The sequence below is a fragment of the Bacillus salipaludis genome, from assembly GCF_030938565.1.
Classification (GTDB): domain Bacteria; phylum Bacillota; class Bacilli; order Bacillales; family Cytobacillaceae; genus Neobacillus; species Neobacillus salipaludis_A.
Window position 1 is genome coordinate 672,843 of sequence record NZ_JAVGVR010000001.1, and the last position, 17,158, is coordinate 690,000.

Annotated in this window: 21 protein-coding genes and 1 rRNA gene (1 of these 22 running past the window's edge); 20 read left to right on the forward strand and 2 right to left on the reverse strand. The window is 39.4% G+C overall.

Annotated elements, in window-relative coordinates; translation table 11 throughout:
- Positions 1 to 16 precede the first annotated feature (16 nt).
- From RCG21_RS03325 to salA, 17 genes are all read left to right on the forward strand, one after another.
- Complete coding sequence (locus RCG21_RS03325) at positions 17 to 667, forward strand: adenylate kinase (RefSeq protein WP_133339210.1); 651 nt, start codon at positions 17 to 19, stop codon at positions 665 to 667.
- 303 nt (positions 668 to 970) lie between these two features.
- A complete protein-coding gene (gene infA, locus RCG21_RS03330) occupies positions 971 to 1,189 on the forward strand; it encodes a translation initiation factor IF-1 (protein ID WP_034676129.1) in 219 nt (72 codons plus the stop codon).
- 36 nt (positions 1,190 to 1,225) lie between these two features.
- Positions 1,226 to 1,339: a 50S ribosomal protein L36 gene (gene rpmJ, locus RCG21_RS03335; protein WP_000868344.1), complete on the forward strand. Its 114-nt coding sequence runs from the start codon at positions 1,226 to 1,228 to the stop codon at positions 1,337 to 1,339.
- 24 nt (positions 1,340 to 1,363) lie between these two features.
- Positions 1,364 to 1,729: a 30S ribosomal protein S13 gene (rpsM, locus tag RCG21_RS03340; RefSeq protein WP_026574108.1), complete on the forward strand. Its 366-nt coding sequence runs from the start codon at positions 1,364 to 1,366 to the stop codon at positions 1,727 to 1,729.
- Positions 1,730 to 1,750: 21 nt separating this feature from the next.
- On the forward strand, positions 1,751 to 2,140 hold the full coding sequence (gene rpsK / locus RCG21_RS03345; RefSeq protein WP_026574109.1) for a 30S ribosomal protein S11: 390 nt from the start codon (positions 1,751 to 1,753) through the stop codon (positions 2,138 to 2,140).
- Between the two features lie 177 nt (positions 2,141 to 2,317).
- Positions 2,318 to 3,262, forward strand: coding sequence for a DNA-directed RNA polymerase subunit alpha (locus RCG21_RS03350; protein ID WP_133339208.1), 945 nt, complete (start codon positions 2,318 to 2,320; stop codon positions 3,260 to 3,262).
- 65 nt (positions 3,263 to 3,327) lie between these two features.
- Positions 3,328 to 3,690, forward strand: a complete 363-nt coding sequence (gene rplQ, locus RCG21_RS03355) for a 50S ribosomal protein L17 (protein WP_026574310.1) — start codon at positions 3,328 to 3,330, stop codon at positions 3,688 to 3,690.
- Between the two features lie 369 nt (positions 3,691 to 4,059).
- Positions 4,060 to 4,899 (forward strand): energy-coupling factor ABC transporter ATP-binding protein, encoded by an 840-nt coding sequence (locus RCG21_RS03360; protein ID WP_133339206.1) that lies wholly within the window; start codon positions 4,060 to 4,062, stop codon positions 4,897 to 4,899.
- Positions 4,875 to 5,744, forward strand: a complete 870-nt coding sequence (locus tag RCG21_RS03365) for an energy-coupling factor ABC transporter ATP-binding protein (RefSeq protein ID WP_133339204.1) — start codon at positions 4,875 to 4,877, stop codon at positions 5,742 to 5,744. Before RCG21_RS03360 ends, RCG21_RS03365 begins: the two co-directional genes overlap by 25 nt.
- Positions 5,741 to 6,538: an energy-coupling factor transporter transmembrane component T family protein gene (locus RCG21_RS03370; protein WP_133339202.1), complete on the forward strand. Its 798-nt coding sequence runs from the start codon at positions 5,741 to 5,743 to the stop codon at positions 6,536 to 6,538. Before RCG21_RS03365 ends, RCG21_RS03370 begins: the two co-directional genes overlap by 4 nt.
- A gap of 14 nt (positions 6,539 to 6,552) precedes the next feature.
- On the forward strand, positions 6,553 to 7,293 hold the full coding sequence (truA, locus tag RCG21_RS03375) for a tRNA pseudouridine(38-40) synthase TruA (protein WP_133339200.1): 741 nt from the start codon (positions 6,553 to 6,555) through the stop codon (positions 7,291 to 7,293).
- A gap of 251 nt (positions 7,294 to 7,544) precedes the next feature.
- Positions 7,545 to 7,982, forward strand: coding sequence for a 50S ribosomal protein L13 (rplM, locus tag RCG21_RS03380; protein WP_133339198.1), 438 nt, complete (start codon positions 7,545 to 7,547; stop codon positions 7,980 to 7,982).
- Positions 7,983 to 8,002: 20 nt separating this feature from the next.
- The gene (gene rpsI, locus RCG21_RS03385) at positions 8,003 to 8,395 is read left to right on the forward strand and encodes a 30S ribosomal protein S9 (protein WP_026574304.1); all 393 of its coding nucleotides are present in this window, start codon (positions 8,003 to 8,005) and stop codon (positions 8,393 to 8,395) included.
- A gap of 530 nt (positions 8,396 to 8,925) precedes the next feature.
- A complete protein-coding gene (locus RCG21_RS03390) occupies positions 8,926 to 10,185 on the forward strand; it encodes an MFS transporter (RefSeq protein ID WP_133339196.1) in 1,260 nt (419 codons plus the stop codon).
- A 209-nt stretch (positions 10,186 to 10,394) separates the two neighbouring features.
- Positions 10,395 to 10,838, forward strand: coding sequence for a YbaK family protein (locus RCG21_RS03395; protein WP_308912878.1), 444 nt, complete (start codon positions 10,395 to 10,397; stop codon positions 10,836 to 10,838).
- Positions 10,839 to 11,060: 222 nt separating this feature from the next.
- Complete coding sequence (cwlD, locus tag RCG21_RS03400; protein WP_133339194.1) at positions 11,061 to 11,792, forward strand: N-acetylmuramoyl-L-alanine amidase CwlD; 732 nt, start codon at positions 11,061 to 11,063, stop codon at positions 11,790 to 11,792.
- 140 nt (positions 11,793 to 11,932) lie between these two features.
- A complete protein-coding gene (gene salA / locus RCG21_RS03405) occupies positions 11,933 to 12,988 on the forward strand; it encodes an iron-sulfur carrier protein/transcriptional regulator SalA (RefSeq protein WP_133339192.1) in 1,056 nt (351 codons plus the stop codon).
- A gap of 55 nt (positions 12,989 to 13,043) precedes the next feature.
- Here salA and gerD read toward each other — a convergent pair whose 3' ends face one another.
- The gene (gene gerD, locus RCG21_RS03410) at positions 13,044 to 13,670 is read right to left on the reverse strand and encodes a spore germination lipoprotein GerD (protein ID WP_133339190.1); all 627 of its coding nucleotides are present in this window, start codon (positions 13,668 to 13,670) and stop codon (positions 13,044 to 13,046) included.
- Positions 13,671 to 13,819: 149 nt separating this feature from the next.
- On the opposite strand from gerD, the gene RCG21_RS03415 reads away from it, so the two are divergent.
- Positions 13,820 to 14,506, forward strand: a complete 687-nt coding sequence (locus RCG21_RS03415; protein ID WP_133339188.1) for a KinB-signaling pathway activation protein — start codon at positions 13,820 to 13,822, stop codon at positions 14,504 to 14,506.
- Positions 14,507 to 15,044: 538 nt separating this feature from the next.
- Here RCG21_RS03415 and pdaB read toward each other — a convergent pair.
- A complete protein-coding gene (gene pdaB, locus RCG21_RS03420) occupies positions 15,045 to 15,797 on the reverse strand; it encodes a polysaccharide deacetylase family sporulation protein PdaB (protein ID WP_133339186.1) in 753 nt (250 codons plus the stop codon).
- A 137-nt stretch (positions 15,798 to 15,934) separates the two neighbouring features.
- Between pdaB and RCG21_RS03425 the strand changes: the two genes are divergently transcribed.
- Positions 15,935 to 16,165: a hypothetical protein gene (locus RCG21_RS03425; protein ID WP_133339184.1), complete on the forward strand. Its 231-nt coding sequence runs from the start codon at positions 15,935 to 15,937 to the stop codon at positions 16,163 to 16,165.
- Between the two features lie 258 nt (positions 16,166 to 16,423).
- Positions 16,424 to 17,158, forward strand: a 16S ribosomal RNA gene (locus RCG21_RS03430) (it continues 815 nt past the right edge of the window).

The window sequence follows — 17,158 nt, forward strand, 5'->3', positions numbered from 1 at the left end:
ACGAGGGGGAATACGTGTGAATTTAGTATTAATGGGGCTTCCGGGTGCCGGTAAAGGCACACAGGCCGAAAGAATAGTTGAAAAATACGGCATCCCTCATATCTCTACTGGAGATATGTTCCGTGCAGCGATGAAAGAAGGAACAGAACTAGGTTTAAAAGCTAAATCCTTCATGGATAAAGGTGAACTTGTTCCGGACGAAGTAACAATCGGAATTGTTCGTGAGCGATTAAGTAAAGAAGACTGTCAAAAAGGATTCTTACTCGACGGCTTTCCTAGAACAGTACCTCAAGCTGAAGCATTGGAAACACTTCTTGTTGAACTAAACAGGTCAATTGACTATTGTATTAACATTGATGTTGACAAGAATATCCTAATGGAGCGCTTAACAGGGCGCCGTATCTGTAAGGATTGTGGCGCTACTTATCATCTTGTGTTTAACCCACCAGCTCATGAAGGGAAATGCGATCGCTGCGGCGGAGAATTGTACCAACGGGCAGATGATAATGCAGAAACTGTACAAAATCGTTTGGATGTAAATATTAAACAATCCCAGCCATTATTAGATTTCTATGAAACTAAGGGATATTTACGTATGATCAACGGGCAGCAGGATATTAATGTAGTATTTGCTGACATTGAGCGATTGCTAGGGTATTTAATCTAATGATCAAATGCATAACCAGGCTAAATGTCTCTCGAACATCTCCGAAAAGATTCTAACTTTTGTGGATGCAAGCGGTTTTCAATTATATGAGTATGCCGGACATCGTGTTTGGCAAAACTTACATGATGATGGAAGTTAAAAGATGACCGCGTCTAAAGCCTGGAATAGAAATTTTAATTTCTAATTGTTACTAGCAGACGTGGTGTGATTCATTATGCTATAATCATATGGTTGAGCTTTGATTTGCACTTGCACTAGTTTTTAAATAAATGACAATCTGAAAAGAGAAGGGAGACGTGTCCAATGGCCAAAGATGATGTAATTGAAATAGAAGGTAAAGTCCTTGAAACTTTGCCAAATGCAATGTTTAAGGTAGAATTAGAAAATGGTCATACTGTGCTAGCTCATGTTTCGGGTAAAATTCGAATGCACTTCATTCGAATCCTTCCGGGTGACAAAGTGACTGTTGAGCTTTCTCCATATGACTTGACACGCGGAAGAATTACTTACCGCTTTAAATAATTGCTTGCACTCCGTACTACTAAGGAGGTTAGGATAATGAAAGTAAGACCATCTGTTAAACCGATCTGCGAAAAGTGCAAAGTTATCCGTAGACGCGGAAAAGTTATGGTTATCTGTGAAAACCCTAAACATAAACAAAAACAAGGTTAATTTTTGAAGGAGGTGCGCTAAAATATGGCACGTATTGCTGGTGTAGATATTCCACGTGAAAAACGTGTAGTTATCTCGTTAACTTACATTTATGGTATTGGTAAAAATACAGCACAAAAAATCTTAGCAGAAGCTGGTGTTTCTGAAGATACACGTGTGCGTGATCTAACTGAAGACGAATTAAACAAAATCCGTGATATCATCGACAAACTAAAAGTTGAAGGTGATCTTCGCCGTGAAATTTCTCTTAACATTAAGCGTTTAATGGAAATCGGCTGCTACCGCGGATTACGTCATCGTCGTGGTTTACCGGTTCGTGGACAAAATACTAAAAACAACGCTCGTACACGCAAAGGTCCTCGTAAGACTGTTGCGAACAAGAAGAAGTAATCGGCAAAGGAGGTTATTTAAATGGCACGTAAGACGAATACACGTAAACGTCGTGTTAAAAAGAATATTGAATCAGGTATTGCACATATCCGTTCAACATTTAACAACACAATTGTAACAATCACTGATGTTCATGGTAATGCAATTTCATGGTCAAGTGCAGGTGCGCTTGGATTTAAAGGTTCTCGTAAATCTACTCCATTCGCAGCGCAAATGGCAGCTGAAACAGCAGCAAAAACATCTATCGAACACGGTATGAAAACGCTAGAAGTAACGGTTAAAGGACCAGGTGCAGGACGTGAAGCTGCCATTCGTGCTCTTCAAGCTGCTGGTCTTGAAGTAACAGCAATTAAAGATGTTACTCCTGTTCCTCATAATGGATGCCGTCCACCAAAACGTCGTCGTGTTTAATTTTTCTGTATAGACTTTCGTATCCCTGTCTATAATGGGATATGATACTAATTTTTCCGTTCATACAGAAGATTTATTCCAGTTGTTGTGCACAAAACGGGAACGTATACATGGGGGAATTTCGGTTAGATCATTTACCTAATCGAGGTTTTCGACGTTTTGAAGGAGGGTTAATTGATGATCGAAATAGAAAAACCAAAAATCGAAACGGTTGAGATCAGCGATGATGCCAAGTACGGGAAGTTCGTCGTAGAGCCACTTGAGCGTGGATATGGTACCACTTTGGGTAACTCCTTACGTCGTATCCTATTATCTTCACTCCCAGGTGCCGCTGTTACATCGATTCAGGTCGATGGGGTACTTCATGAGTTCTCAACAATTGAAGGCGTCGTAGAGGATGTAACATCCATCATTTTAAACATTAAAAAATTAGCTATTAAAATCTACTCTGATGAAGAGAAAACACTTGAAATTGACGTTCAAGGTGAAGGTCCTGTCAAGGGTAGTCATATTACGCATGACAGTGATGTTGAGATTTTAAATCCTGACCTTCATATCGCAACATTATCTTCAAGCGGTCATCTTCGCATGCGTTTAACTGCTAGACGCGGACGCGGTTATACACCGGCAGAACAAAATAAGCGTGAGGATCAACCGATTGGTGTGATTCCGATTGACTCTATTTATACTCCGGTAGCAAGGGTGTCCTATCAGGTAGAAAACACTCGTGTAGGTCAAATGACAAATTATGATAAGCTAACGCTTGATGTTTGGACAGATGGAAGCACTGGGCCAAAAGAAGCGATTGCTCTTGGTTCGAAGATTTTGACCGAGCATTTGAATATATTCGTTGGGTTAACTGACGAAGCTCAAAATGCTGAAATTATGATTGAAAAAGAAGAAGATCAGAAAGAAAAAGTTCTAGAGATGACAATAGAAGAACTTGATCTATCCGTTCGTTCTTATAACTGCTTAAAGCGTGCTGGCATTAATACTGTTTCAGAATTAGCTAATAAGACTGAAGAGGATATGATGAAAGTACGAAACCTAGGTCGCAAATCTCTAGAAGAGGTAAAAGCGAAACTAGAAGAACTAGGATTAGGCTTGCGTAAAGACGACTAGTTCATTCAAGCATTCGTCTGATTGCGATGATTTTTTAATGACTTCAACAAAGGAGGGAACCCTTCATGGCATACAGAAAGTTAGGACGCACAAGTGCACAGCGTAAAGCTATGCTTCGTGATTTAACAACTGATTTAATTATCAATGAGCGTATTGAAACAACAGAAACTCGTGCGAAAGAAATTCGTTCAACTGTTGAAAAAATGATCACTTTAGGTAAACGTGGTGATTTACATGCTCGCCGTCAAGCTGCTTCATACGTTCGTAATGAGGTTGCTGATGTTGAGAACAATACAAGCGCATTACAAAAACTTTTCACTGATATCGCTCCTCGTTACCAAGAGCGCCAAGGTGGATATACTCGTATTATGAAACTTGGACCTCGCCGCGGTGACGGTGCGCCAATGGTAATTATCGAGTTAGTTTAATTCCTTATCAGACAACAAGGGCGCTGGACAGTTTATAATGAAACTTGTTCTTTGCCCTTTTGCTGTATCAATATCTTATATACGTACGAACCAAGCCAAAAAGAGCGTTACGATGAGCGTGACCCCTATATTTTTAGGAGCACATATGAAGCAGTAATGCCTCTCTGGAGGAATATCTATTGGCCTTATTAGATTATTCTTTTCACGTCTTGTCTAGCTCATGCACCTCTCCCATTTCCATTATGGAATTCCTGTTAAATCGGCAGATGAAATTCGTTCCTGCCAGGGAAGAGGTGCAGGCTTTTTTTGTATGTAGTAAAATATGAGTTGAGTTTAGTTCTGTTTTAGTTGAGTAGGGGGAAATCACTCATGAAAAAACCAATTGTATCCCTTGACAATGTATCTTTTAAATATGATTCGCAGGACCGCTATGCTCTCCAAAATGTAAGCTTTGATATTTTCGAAGGGGAGTGGCTGGCCATTGTGGGCCATAATGGCTCTGGGAAGTCTACTACTGCAAAACTTTTAAATGGTCTCCAATTTCCGCAGCAAGGTGAGATTACTGTTTGTGGGTTGAAGTTAACGGAAGAATCTGTTTGGGATATTCGGGAAAAATTAGGAATGGTATTTCAGAACCCAGATAATCAATTTGTGGGGACAACTGTTCAGGATGATGTGGCTTTTGGTTTAGAAAATCATGGAATACCTAGGGATGAAATGGTCCAGAGGGTTGAAGATTCTTTACGAAAGGTCAAAATGGATCAATTTCTTAATCAAGAGCCCCACCATCTTTCAGGCGGCCAGAAACAACGTGTGGCCATTGCGGGTGTACTAGCTCTTAGACCTTCTATTATTATCTTAGATGAAGCGACATCCATGCTTGACCCTAGAGGTAGAGAAGAAGTGTTAGAGACCGTCCGATCGTTGAAGGACGAAAAACAGCTGACTGTTATATCCATCACACATGATTTAGAAGAGGCAGCTAAAGCTGATCGGATGATTGTCATGAATCGTGGGGAAGTATACCGTGAGGGGACCCCTGAGGAAATTTTTTCGATGGATGAAGAGTTAATTCAATTGGGTTTAGATATCCCTTTTTCCGTGAAAATGAGTAAAGCTTTCCGCCAAAAAGGAATTGAATTATCGAAACATTATTTAACGGAAGAAGAGTTGGTGACAGAGATATGGACATCTCACTGCAGAATGTAGAATATCGTTATCAAGTGAATACCCCCTTCGAGCGGCTGGCCATTGAAGATGTTTCAATCGATATTAAAACGGGAACCTACCTGGCAGTTATTGGGCATACCGGCTCTGGAAAGTCGACCGTATTACAGCATTTAAATGCCCTTTTACAACCGACTGCAGGCTTGGTAGTAATAGGAACCCATGAAATAAAAGCCAAGCAAAAAAATAAAAATCTTAAGCCTATTCGGCAAAAGGTGGGAATTGTCTTTCAGTTCCCGGAACATCAATTGTTCGAAGAAACCGTCGAAAAGGATATTATTTTTGGCCCCATGAATTTTGGGGTTTCTGAACAAGAGTCAAAAGAAAGAGCAAGGACTGCACTTAAACAAGTTGGACTATCGGAAGAAATATTAGAAAAGTCCCCATTTGACCTATCAGGTGGCCAAATGCGCCGGGTAGCCATTGCAGGCGTTCTTGCCATGGAACCTGACGTAATTGTCTTGGATGAGCCCACCGCTGGTTTAGATCCAAGGGGCCGCAAGGAAATTATGGATATGTTTTATCGTTTGCATAAGGAAAGAGGACTCTCTACGATTTTGGTTACCCATAGTATGGAGGATGCTGCTCAATATGCAGAACAAATCGTGATTATGCAACAAGGAAAGGTTGTTAAAACGGGAACCCCTGAAGAGATTTTTACCGCTACAGAAGAGTTACTCCAAATGGGACTAGATGTTCCAGAAGTGGTCCGTTTTCAGCTTAAGCTTGAAAAAACAATGGGTAAAAAGCTTGGGAAAACCTATTTAACCATTGAACAGCTTTCTTCTGCCGTAATAGATTTAATAAGCAGAGGTGAACGGGTATGATGGAAAAAATGATTTTTGGGCGATTTGTACCTGCAAATTCCGCTGTTCATAGGATGGATCCACGTTCTAAGTTAATCATTATATTTTTATTTGTCTGTATTATTTTTCTGGCAAACAATTGGATGACCTATGCACTTATTGGAATTTATACTTTTTTTATGATTGGGTTATCAAAGATTCCCGTTCGCTTTTTATACACCGGTTTAAAACCGATCATTTGGCTTGTTTTATTTACCTTTGTCATGCAGCTTCTATTTACGAAAGAAGGGAATCTTCTTTTTCATATAGGTCCAGTGAAGGTTTATGAAGAAGGTCTTAGGATGGGGATTTTCATTTCATTAAGGTTTTTTTTCTTAATATTGATGACATCCTTATTAACGTTAACGACGACACCAATTGAAATTACAGATGGACTTGAAACGCTTTTGCATCCTTTGAAAAAGGTCCGCTTTCCGGTTCACGAAATGGCTTTAATGATGTCTATCGCACTACGATTCATCCCCACTCTCATGCAGGAAACGGATAAAATCATGAAAGCGCAAATTGCCAGAGGGGTTGAGTTTTCAAGCGGGCCCATTAAGGAACGTATGAAAGCTGTTATTCCTTTACTTATTCCATTATTCGTTAGTTCCTTTAAACGAGCAGAAGAGTTGGCTGTTGCGATGGAGGCAAGAGGGTACCGTGGCGGTGAAGGTAGAACGAAATACCGGCAGTTGAGCTGGAATAACCTTGATTCCAGCCAAATCGTGATTCTTGTTATACTATGTATTCTTTTAATTTTATTACGTTCGTAATGGGGCGAATCGAAATGCACCGCTATAAATGCATTATTTCATATGATGGTTCTGACTTTTCCGGTTACCAGATTCAGCCGAATAAACGCACAGTCCAATTGGTACTGGAGAATGTCCTAACAAAAATCCATAAGGGAAATGTTGTGAAGGTTGCTGCCTCAGGTAGAACAGATGCTGGTGTTCATGCTAAGGGCCAGGTGATTCATTTTGATTCACCGCTTCAAATTCCTGTGAATAGGTGGGAGGCAGCTCTTAATTCTTTATTACCAGAGGATCTTGCAGTGTTATCGGTTGAGAAGGTGCATGATTCGTTTCATGCGCGTTTTGATGCTGTCGGAAAAGAATATCGCTATGTTCTTCAACTGTCTACTAAGAGAGACCCGTTTCAGCGAAAGTATGCCTATCAGTATCCCTATAAATTAAATGTGGATGCGATGAGAGAGGCTGTTCCCTATTTACTGGGGACACATGATTTTACAAGCTTTTGTTCCGCGAAGACGGAGGTAGAAGATAAAACTCGTACGATTGAATCGATTGAGATTACGGTTGATCAGGATATGCTTATCCTTCATTTTGTAGGAAATGGTTTTTTATATAATATGGTGAGAATTTTAGTTGGAACATTGTTAGAGGTCGGTTCCGGCGATAGAAAGCCATCTGATCTGCCCCAAGTTTTAGAGGCGAGGGATAGAAAGTTTGCTGGAAAAACAGCTCCAGCACACGGATTGTACTTATGGAAGGTATTTTACAAATAAAAATTCGAGTAACAACCCATCCTGGTGTAACATTTTCTTGACATATAGCCCCAGAGTATTTATTATATTATATGTGTGTGTTTTTAATCCCACGATAAAGCCCCGGAAAGTCTTCATCGTGATTGAAAATATATGATTTAAAAAATAGCCGCACGCCTGTCTTAAAGGTTCATTCCCGGAACAGAATGGACGCTAAGGCTTTGAAGGTGCGAAAGAATAATCTTTTACGGATTTAATTAGGAGGGAAACTCATGCGTACAACATTTATGGCAAATGCCAACAATATCGAGCGTAAATGGTACGTAATTGATGCAGAAGGCAAAACTCTTGGTCGTCTTGCTTCTGAAGTAGCATCAATTCTACGTGGTAAAAACAAACCAACTTTTACTCCACATGTTGACACTGGTGACCATGTGATCATTATCAACGCTTCTAAAGTTGAACTAACTGGTAAGAAATTAACTGACAAGATCTACTATCGTCACAGCTTACACCCAGGTGGTTTAAAACAAAGAACTGCTCTTGAAATGCGTACAAACTATGCTGAGAAAATGATCGAGCTAGCTGTTAAAGGCATGCTTCCAAAGAATTCTCTTGGCCGTCAAATTTTCAAAAAATTACACGTATATGCTGGTGCTGAGCACAAGCACCAAGCACAACAACCAGAAGTTTACGAACTTCGCGGATAATTTAAAGGGAGGGAATTAACTTGGCACAGGTTCAATATATTGGTACTGGTCGTCGTAAGAGCTCCGTTGCACGCGTGCGCTTAGTTCCAGGTACAGGTAAAATTGTTATTAACAATCGTGACATCGAAAACTATATTCCATTTGAAGCTTTACGTGTTGTTGTAAGACAACCATTAGTAGCGACTGAAACTGTAGGCAGCTACGATGTTCTTGTAAACGTAAAAGGCGGTGGCTACACTGGTCAAGCTGGCGCAATCCGCCACGGTATTGCTCGCGCATTACTACAAGCTGATCCAGAATACCGTCCAACATTAAAACGCGCAGGTCTATTAACTCGTGACGCTCGTATGAAAGAACGTAAAAAATACGGTCTTAAAGGCGCTCGTCGTGCACCTCAGTTCTCAAAACGTTAATTTTACGTTTCAAAGGCTCTCAAACCTATTGGTTTGGGAGTCTTTTTTATTTGTAACGACACCTCATCTGAATGCATTGTAATATCCTTTGAAATTTTTCGTGTAAAATATTTTTTACTCAGTTTGTAAAAATTTTTTTACCAACTACATGATTTTTTGCATAATTTGGAATAATATTTTTATGTTAATTACGTTAATTTTATATAAAGGAAAAACTTTAATAAAAATTTGCCCGGTTTTAAGGGTTTTTTTATTTTGTTGAAAATTTGAAATCAAAGAGGAAAATAAACGATAGTTTTGGCATGAAAATTGCATTTTATAATTGCAGCAAGGGAAAACGTTTTCAATCGGTCCTGTTAATATAATGTCCAAGGCATTCAGCATAGAAAGGGGTGTAGTGATAACAGGTTCATATTGACTTTTTCTTGTCTTATACTTAGTGGTTTTACAGCGAAGTATTGTTTTATGGGACTAATACATTTTAAATTCATTAAACTCTAAAAAAATTAGCAAAGGACGGATGTTGGTATATGAACAAAAAGGGCGGAATTTTTTACGGTTGGTGGATTGTAGTAGCAGCCTTCATGATTATGACTTTCATTTATGCCCCGATTGCAAACCTAGTTTCATTATTTATCCTGCCTGTTACAAAAGAACTCGGATTTAGTGCCTCTCAATTTATGTTGTATTTTACCATTATGGCTTTAGCTGCTATGGGTATAGGTCCATTTGCAGGTAAACTAATGAAAAAGATGGATGTAAGGGCCTATTTAACATTATTTATTTTAATTTCAGCTGCTGCCTTTATTGGCTTCTCTTTTGCTACGAAACTGATTCATTTCTATTTATTTGCTGTTCTAATGGGTGCAGGTTTATCTGGCGGGGCAATGATCCCAGCATCCGTACTTATCACAAATTGGTTTAATGAAAAACGTGGTTTATGTTTGGGGATTGCTTTAGCAGGTAGCGGTTTCGGCGGTGTAATTCTCAGTCCTTTAACTAACTGGCTTATTACAGCTTATGGGTGGAGGTCAGCCTATCTTGTTTTAGGAATTCTAATCGCTGTGTTATTAATTCCACTTGCGGTATTTGTTATTCGATTAACTCCAGCAGACAAAGGTTTAATGGCCCTAGGTGAAGTAAAATCTAGTATACCAAATAAAGAATTAGCAGGTACAACCCAAGGTCAAGCACTAAAATCCATATCATTTTGGGCCCTTTGTTTAGCTATTCTGGTTGGCGGAATTGTTGTTAATACAATGTTGATTAACCTTGCTCCATATTTAGCGGGAATCGGTACAACAGCTAAAACAGCGGCATTGCTATTATCCTTAGGTTCTGCAATGGTCATTGTCGGAAAACTTTTAGTTGGGCGATTATTTGACAAGCTAGGATTAATCACAACATTATTTATCATTTCTGCAGGAAGTCTTCTAAGCTTTTTATTTTTAATGAAAGCAAATATAGTTCTGCCAGCTATTCTTTATACGATTTTTTCAGGAATCGGTTCAACAGCAGTTACGGTTACACCTGCCTTTCTTACAGGGGCACTATTTGGTGAAAAAGAATTTAGTGCAAAATATGGTGTTGTGTCCATATTTATTTCATTAGGCGCGGCAGTCACGCCAATTGTTTCTGGTGCCATTTTTAATATCAATCATTCCTATGAATTGGTTCTTGATGTTTTAATTGCCCTTTCTACTGTGCAATTTGTATTATTCCTTATTGCTAGCAAAACGAAACCAAAGTTTAGTCTGGTAACTGAAGTTCTAAATAAAGAAGCAGTGTAATTATAAAATCTTTCATGAATTTTTACACCCAGCCCATGCATGGAATTGTCGTGAATAGTGCGATCAACTAGCTGAAGAATAATTAAATTCCCAAAAATCCAGTCATATTGGCTGGATTTTTCTAATCATAAAATTGGCAATTGAAAACAGCGGAAATTTTGCATTTCTTAGGATTATGGGATGAAGAATAGTCCTAAGAGGTGAAAACTGTGACAGTCATTACAACCTTTAAAGAGAAAAAACGGGAAAAACAAATTAAATATGAGCGGTCAGTCTTAAAGGACTTATCGATAAAAACTTTAAAAGAACGGGTCCAGCACTATTTTGGCTCATCAAGAATTACATCAAGCTTTGTGATGCATGCTGGTGTTGAGGAAGCCTGCTACGATGTAGCGCTTGAAGCCTATCTATTAGGGGCGAAGTTTAGCAAATTCGGTTACTATGGTGAAGATATCGAAGAGGTAAAAAAACGCTGCTATAAGGAAGAAAAGCATTTAATTGATACCCTATTCAATTTTTTACTTTATTGGGGTAATGGAGAAGAAGGGACGATGAGTGAATCCCTATTCTATCTCTGTGAACAATACATCCACGTTTGGTGGCTCGATGGATATCAAAAAGGAGAAAGACGGCATAAGCTAAGGCTGCACTAGGTTATTCTTTATATAAGTAATTATTAATTGCTTTGAGAATTGTCTAGCTCCAGCGCCTAGAACCTCGGGGTTTGTTCGGTCCTGCCGATGAAGTCAAAGAACGACTTCACCGAAGGACCTAAAGCCTTTTCGGGGCTGAACAAGGCGCCTCCGCTTTTCTTATTAGTTCTAAAATTCCCCCTTGTCCCATATATTTAAATGAACATGGACGAGCGGGAAGGAATGATTTGGTTGCTAAAGAGAAGATTGAAAATTATAGGGTTCTCTGTGGGTTTACTTTTATTATTCCTGATTTTACAGCATGATTTTATGGAGGATAAATCATGGAAATCATGGAATTTGCCTTTATCGGGAAAAATCATTCTTATTGACCCCGGGCATGGCGGACCTGACGGTGGTGCCGGTGAAGGAAAAACCTTAGAAAAGGATATTGCTTTAGATATTTCGTTTAAGGTTAGAGATTTCCTGCAGCAACACGGTGCTCTGGTAATGATGACGAGGGAAACCGATGAGGACCTGGCAGACCCTACAACAAAAGGTTATAGCAGGAGAAAGGTAGAGGATCTGAAGCAAAGGTTGAAAATGATCAATAGCTCTGATAATGACCTTTTTGTCAGTATTCATTTAAATGCCATCCCATCTGCTAGATGGAGCGGGGCTCAAACCTTTTATTCCCCTCATTATACTGAAAATGCAAAAGCAGCAAAATTTATTCAAGATGAGTTAAGACGGAATTTAGAAAATACAAATCGAAAGGCAAAGCCTTTAAGTCATGTCTATATTTTAAAGAATGCAAAGAAGCCCGGCGTTTTAGTTGAGGTGGGTTTTTTATCCAATCCAGCTGAAAAGGCAAATCTCCAAACTGATTCCTACCAGGAAAAGGTGGCTGCTTCCATTTATAAAGGAATCATCCGTTATTTTACGAATGAAAAGGAATTAAAGGAAACAGATTAAGGAAGATGAGCTCTATCGCTCATCTTCTTTGACTTTTTATTATTGGTATAGGGTTTACGTGTGATTCAGTTAACTGTTTTTAGTGAGAGTTATGGTATACTTGATTTGGAAACGAATTCAATTGTGAGGTGTTTGTTTACATGCTAACAGAAGCGAAAATCCGTGAAATTGTAGGCAGCTTAAAGGAGCCATTTTTACATAAAACATTAGCAGAGCTAAATGCAATTGAGGAAATAAAAATTAAAGAAGAAAAAAACCATGTCAGTATAAAAGTAGACATTGCCAAAACTGGTACTGCCGAACAATTACAATTGCAAACGCAAATTGTAAATGTATTAAAAGAAGCAGGTGCAGCTACAGTAGGGATTCGCTTTGGCGAGCTTTCCGAAGAGGTACTTGCAGCCAATCGTAATGCAGTAGAGGAAACGGAGGATAAAGGCTTATTATCTTCAAAAAATACAACCTTTATTGCGATTGCTTCCGGTAAGGGCGGTGTAGGTAAATCAACGGTATCTGTAAACCTTGCTATTGCCCTAGCTCGTTTAGGTAAAAAGGTAGGTCTGATTGATGCCGATATCTACGGTTTTAGTGTACCGGATATGATGGGGATCACAAAGCGTCCTGTAGTTAGAGGGGAAAAAATTATACCGGTTGAACGTTTCGGAGTTCAAGTCATATCAATGGGCTTTTTTGTTGAAGATAATGCACCAATCATTTGGCGCGGACCTATGCTTGGAAAAATGCTGAATAGCTTCTTCAATGAAGTGGAATGGGGAGCAGTGGATTATTTATTATTAGACTTGCCTCCAGGAACAGGGGATGTTGCATTAGATGTTCACACGATGCTTCCTGCATGTAAAGAAATTATTGTTACGACACCACATCCAACGGCTGCCTTTGTAGCAGCACGTGCCGGCGCAATGGCTGTTCGTACGGAACACGAAATCCTAGGTGTTATTGAAAATATGGCTTATTTTGAAAGTAAGCTGACAGGTGAAAAGGAATATGTGTTTGGCCGCGGCGGCGGGGATAAATTAGCCGAGGAGCTAAATACAGAAATTCTAGGACGCCTGCCACTTAACCAGCCTGATTGGAATGCCGAAGATTTTGCACCATCTGTTTATCAGGAAGACCATCCAATCGGAAAAATCTATCTAGAAATTGCTGAAAAAATGACAAGCCTTTTAAAAAAGTAATAAATAAAGCCTCTTCCTGATCAGGAAGAGGCTTTTGAATGAATAGAATGATTAATTAGGCCCCGCTGCTGTTATCAGAACCGCTTTGTCCTCCACTTGATTGACCGCCGCCATCTTTACTGCTGCTCGCATTCGCTTTTACATCTTCAGCCGCCTTAAGCAGAAGCTCTTGCATTTTGACCTTAAATAACGGGCTTTCAATGGTTTCAGCAATTACCTTTTGAAGATGTTCCCGGTATTCCTTACTTTTTAATGCGTCCGCTAATTCCTTTTGAATTTCAGGCTCTTTAAAAACTTGAATCATCATACCTCTATATTGGGGATCATTCATTAAATCCTTTAGCAATTTTTCATTCTCGGATCTCATGTTCTTGGCAACGCCTTGAGCAAATTTTGGATCATTAAACGTTTTTTTCCAAAAGGTTGTGGCTTTATCGGAAGTAAGTGTTTGTTGAATTGTCTGGGAAACCATTTTTTGGTCCATCACAAGCTTTTCCTTCATACTGTCATCGTTCATTACATCTTGAATTGCCTTCTTACCATCATCGGTTTTAAGAATATCAACAACCATTTTTTTGGTTTGCTCATAATCAATTTGTCCTCCGCTGCTGGATTCGTTGGATGCACAGCTAGTTAACAACATCATGATAGGTAGGAGGAGCAGCATACTTTTCGCTTTCATTTTGAAAAGCCCCTTTCGCATAAGAATCCTTAATTTTAGGATGAAGAAAATCATGAAAGATTATTCGTAAGGATTTTAAAATATGGATTTTTCAAATATGGATTGGTACAATCATTAGGAATGCATTTTATATTTTGGAGGTTTAAAGTGTGACGAGCCGCAATTGGGTAAAACTATTTTTGACCACATTATTAGTAGGCGGGCTCACAACAGCTATTGTGGGTTTCATTGTTCGCTGGAGTGAATTTCAGCAGTATTTTACTGAATTTAAACTAATTGATATATTATCAACGACGATTTGGTTAATTGTGATGGGATTCCTTTTTAGTGTTATTAGTCAAATGGGCTTTTTTGCTTATTTAACGATTCATCGGTTCGGATTAGGTATTTTTAAGTCTGCAACCCTTTGGAATGGAGTTCAATCCGTCCTCATATTATTTTGCCTATTTGATTTGGTTTATATGCGTTATGAGGCATTTGCCAAGCCTGGAGAGTCTGTGCTGCCCTACATAGGGGTTGCGTTAATTCCTTTAGTGATTGGCGGGGGTGCAGCTTGGTTTAAAAGTAAACAAACAAATTTTAGTGCCTTTATACCCGCGCTCTTTTTTATGGTTGTTGTAACAGTTATCGAATGGGTTCCAGTTCTACGGGTTAATGAAAGAAGCTGGGTTTACCTTATGGTCTTTGGTCTCCTGGCTTGTAATGCCTATCAATTGTTAATCCTTCATAAGTTAAATGAACGTTCCGAACAGGAAAGACAAAAGCGTAAGAGCACTGCGGCTGGGAACAGCAATAAAGCGGTAAAAAATAAAATCAATAAAAAACCGTCCCTTTAAATAGTAGGGGCGGTTTTTTTATAAGAATGATGAAGAACAAATCCAATCTAAAAACAAGGGGAGAGATCATCATAAAGGCGATGAAGGCCAAGTCCATTTGAGAAAACAGGGAAAGAGGACCTCATAAGACTGGTGAAGACCAAATCCTTTTAGGAAAACAGGGAAAGAGGACCTCATAAGGCCGGTGAAGAACAAATCCATTTGAGAAAACAGGGAAAGAGGACCTCATAAGGATGGTGAAGACCAAATCCATTTGAGAAAACAGGGAAAGAGGACCTCATAAGGCCGGTGAAGACCAAATCCATTTGAGAAAACAGGGAAAGAGGACCTCATAAGGCCGGTGAAGACCAAATCCATTTGGGAAAACAGGGAAAGAGGACCTCATAAGGCCGGTGAAGACCAAATCCTTTGAAAAATCAGAGGAAGAAGTCATCATAAAGGTGATGAAGACCAAATCCCTTCGATAAATAGTCTTGATAATTCTTATGTCGTTTATAAAAATCCACTCAAAACGGATCGGTACAGTTTTTATATCAGTTTATTTTATTTCTTTAGAGCTGACATGACCATTGGCAATCATTTCGGAAACAGAAATCATTTTTAGACCTTTATGATGAATTTCCTCTATAATCGCTGGCAATGCTTTATTGGTTTGCTTGGCTGAATCAGAAGCATGTAAGAGAACAATATCACCTTTTTTAGCCTTTTCAACATTAGAAACAATGGTCTTAATACCAGGATTCGTCCAATCCTGTGAATCCACACTCCAATGAACAACAGTATAACCATACCGCTCTGCAATTTTTAAGGTTCTTTCATCAAAATGACCAGTGGGAGCACGCAGGAGCTTGATATTTTTTACATTTAATTTTGTAAAAACCTCTTGTGCTTTAGAAATATCCCTACGAATTTTAGCATCCTCCAAACTTTTATAATCCTCATAGGCATATCCAAGGATGCCAATTTCATAACCCTCCTTTACAATTCGATTGACTAGATCGGGGTGCCGTTCAGCCCATGAACCAGCTAAAAAGAATGTTGCTGATTTTACCCCCTCTTTTTTTAGTGTGTTTAAAATCGGTTCTGCTTTTTCATCTCCCCAACCAATATTAAAAGATAAAGCAAGGTCTTTTTCGCCGCGATAAATTGCCTTCGGTCCATCCTTAGTTGAAAAAACAGGTATTTGGGCAAGATTCTGCATATAAAGGAACCAGGCTGTAAAAAATGCAGCAATTAAGATTAGAGAAATGTTTTTAAGAGATTTACCATTTAATACATAAAAGAAATTCATCCTAACCACCTCGTCCATTGCCATCCTTGTCTCAACTTATGCCTGCTTTTTTAATAATATGAATAAAGATTTTTATTATAAAATTGAATTATTTGGAAAAGACTACTAGAACTAGAAACTTCATTGGAGGCTATTGGATGCTAGGAATACTAATTAATGAAAAAGAAGTAAAAGAAATGGAATATTTAATTAAGCGGGAAATGGATGAAATCCTCTTTGATTTAAGGGATGACCGCATTGATCATATTGTGAAAAGAGCAATGGAGGAGCGTTACAAAGTATTATTTACTTTATTTCGACGGGTTGCTTCACCAAACGAATGTTTAAAATATATGAGGAAAGATAAAAGAGGTAGAATGAAGGGATAAATTTTCGTTAACTTTTTTCGAAAGAATTGTTGACATATATTTATTATCCTGTTATATTAATAAACGTCGCTGCTGACGTAAAAAACAACTTAAAAAAGTTGTTGACAATACGTATTGTAGATGATATATTTAAAAAGTCGCTTTTGGGCGAACAAGAGAAATTGATCTTTGAAAACTAAACAAACAAAAACGTCAACAAACAATAATATTCATTTCATTTGAAATGAAGCCAACGTAACAAAATGAGCTACATCAACTTTCTTGGAGAGTTTGATCCTGGCTCAGGACGAACGCTGGCGGCGTGCCTAATACATGCAAGTCGAGCGAATCAATAGGAGCTTGCTCCTGTTGGTTAGCGGCGGACGGGTGAGTAACACGTGGGCAACCTGCCTGTAAGACTGGGATAACTTCGGGAAACCGGAGCTAATACCGGATAATCCTTTTCCTCTCATGAGGAAAAGATGAAAGTCGGTTTCGGCTGACACTTACAGATGGGCCCGCGGCGCATTAGCTAGTTGGTGAGGTAACGGCTCACCAAGGCGACGATGCGTAGCCGACCTGAGAGGGTGATCGGCCACACTGGGACTGAGACACGGCCCAGACTCCTACGGGAGGCAGCAGTAGGGAATCTTCCGCAATGGACGAAAGTCTGACGGAGCAACGCCGCGTGAGTGATGAAGGCCTTCGGGTCGTAAAGCTCTGTTGTTAGGGAAGAACAAGTATCGGAGTAACTGCCGGTACCTTGACGGTACCTAACCAGAAAGCCACGGCTAACTACGTGCCAGCAGCCGCGGTAATACGTAGGTGGCAAGCGTTGTCCGGAATTATTGGGCGTAAAGCGCGCGCAGGCGGTCCTTTAAGTCTGATGTGAAAGCCCACGGCTCAACCGTGGAGGGTCATTGGAAACTGGGGGACTTGAGTGCAGAAGAGGAAAGCGGAATTCCACGTGTAGCGGTGAAATGCGTAGAGATGTGGAGGAACACCAGTGGCGAA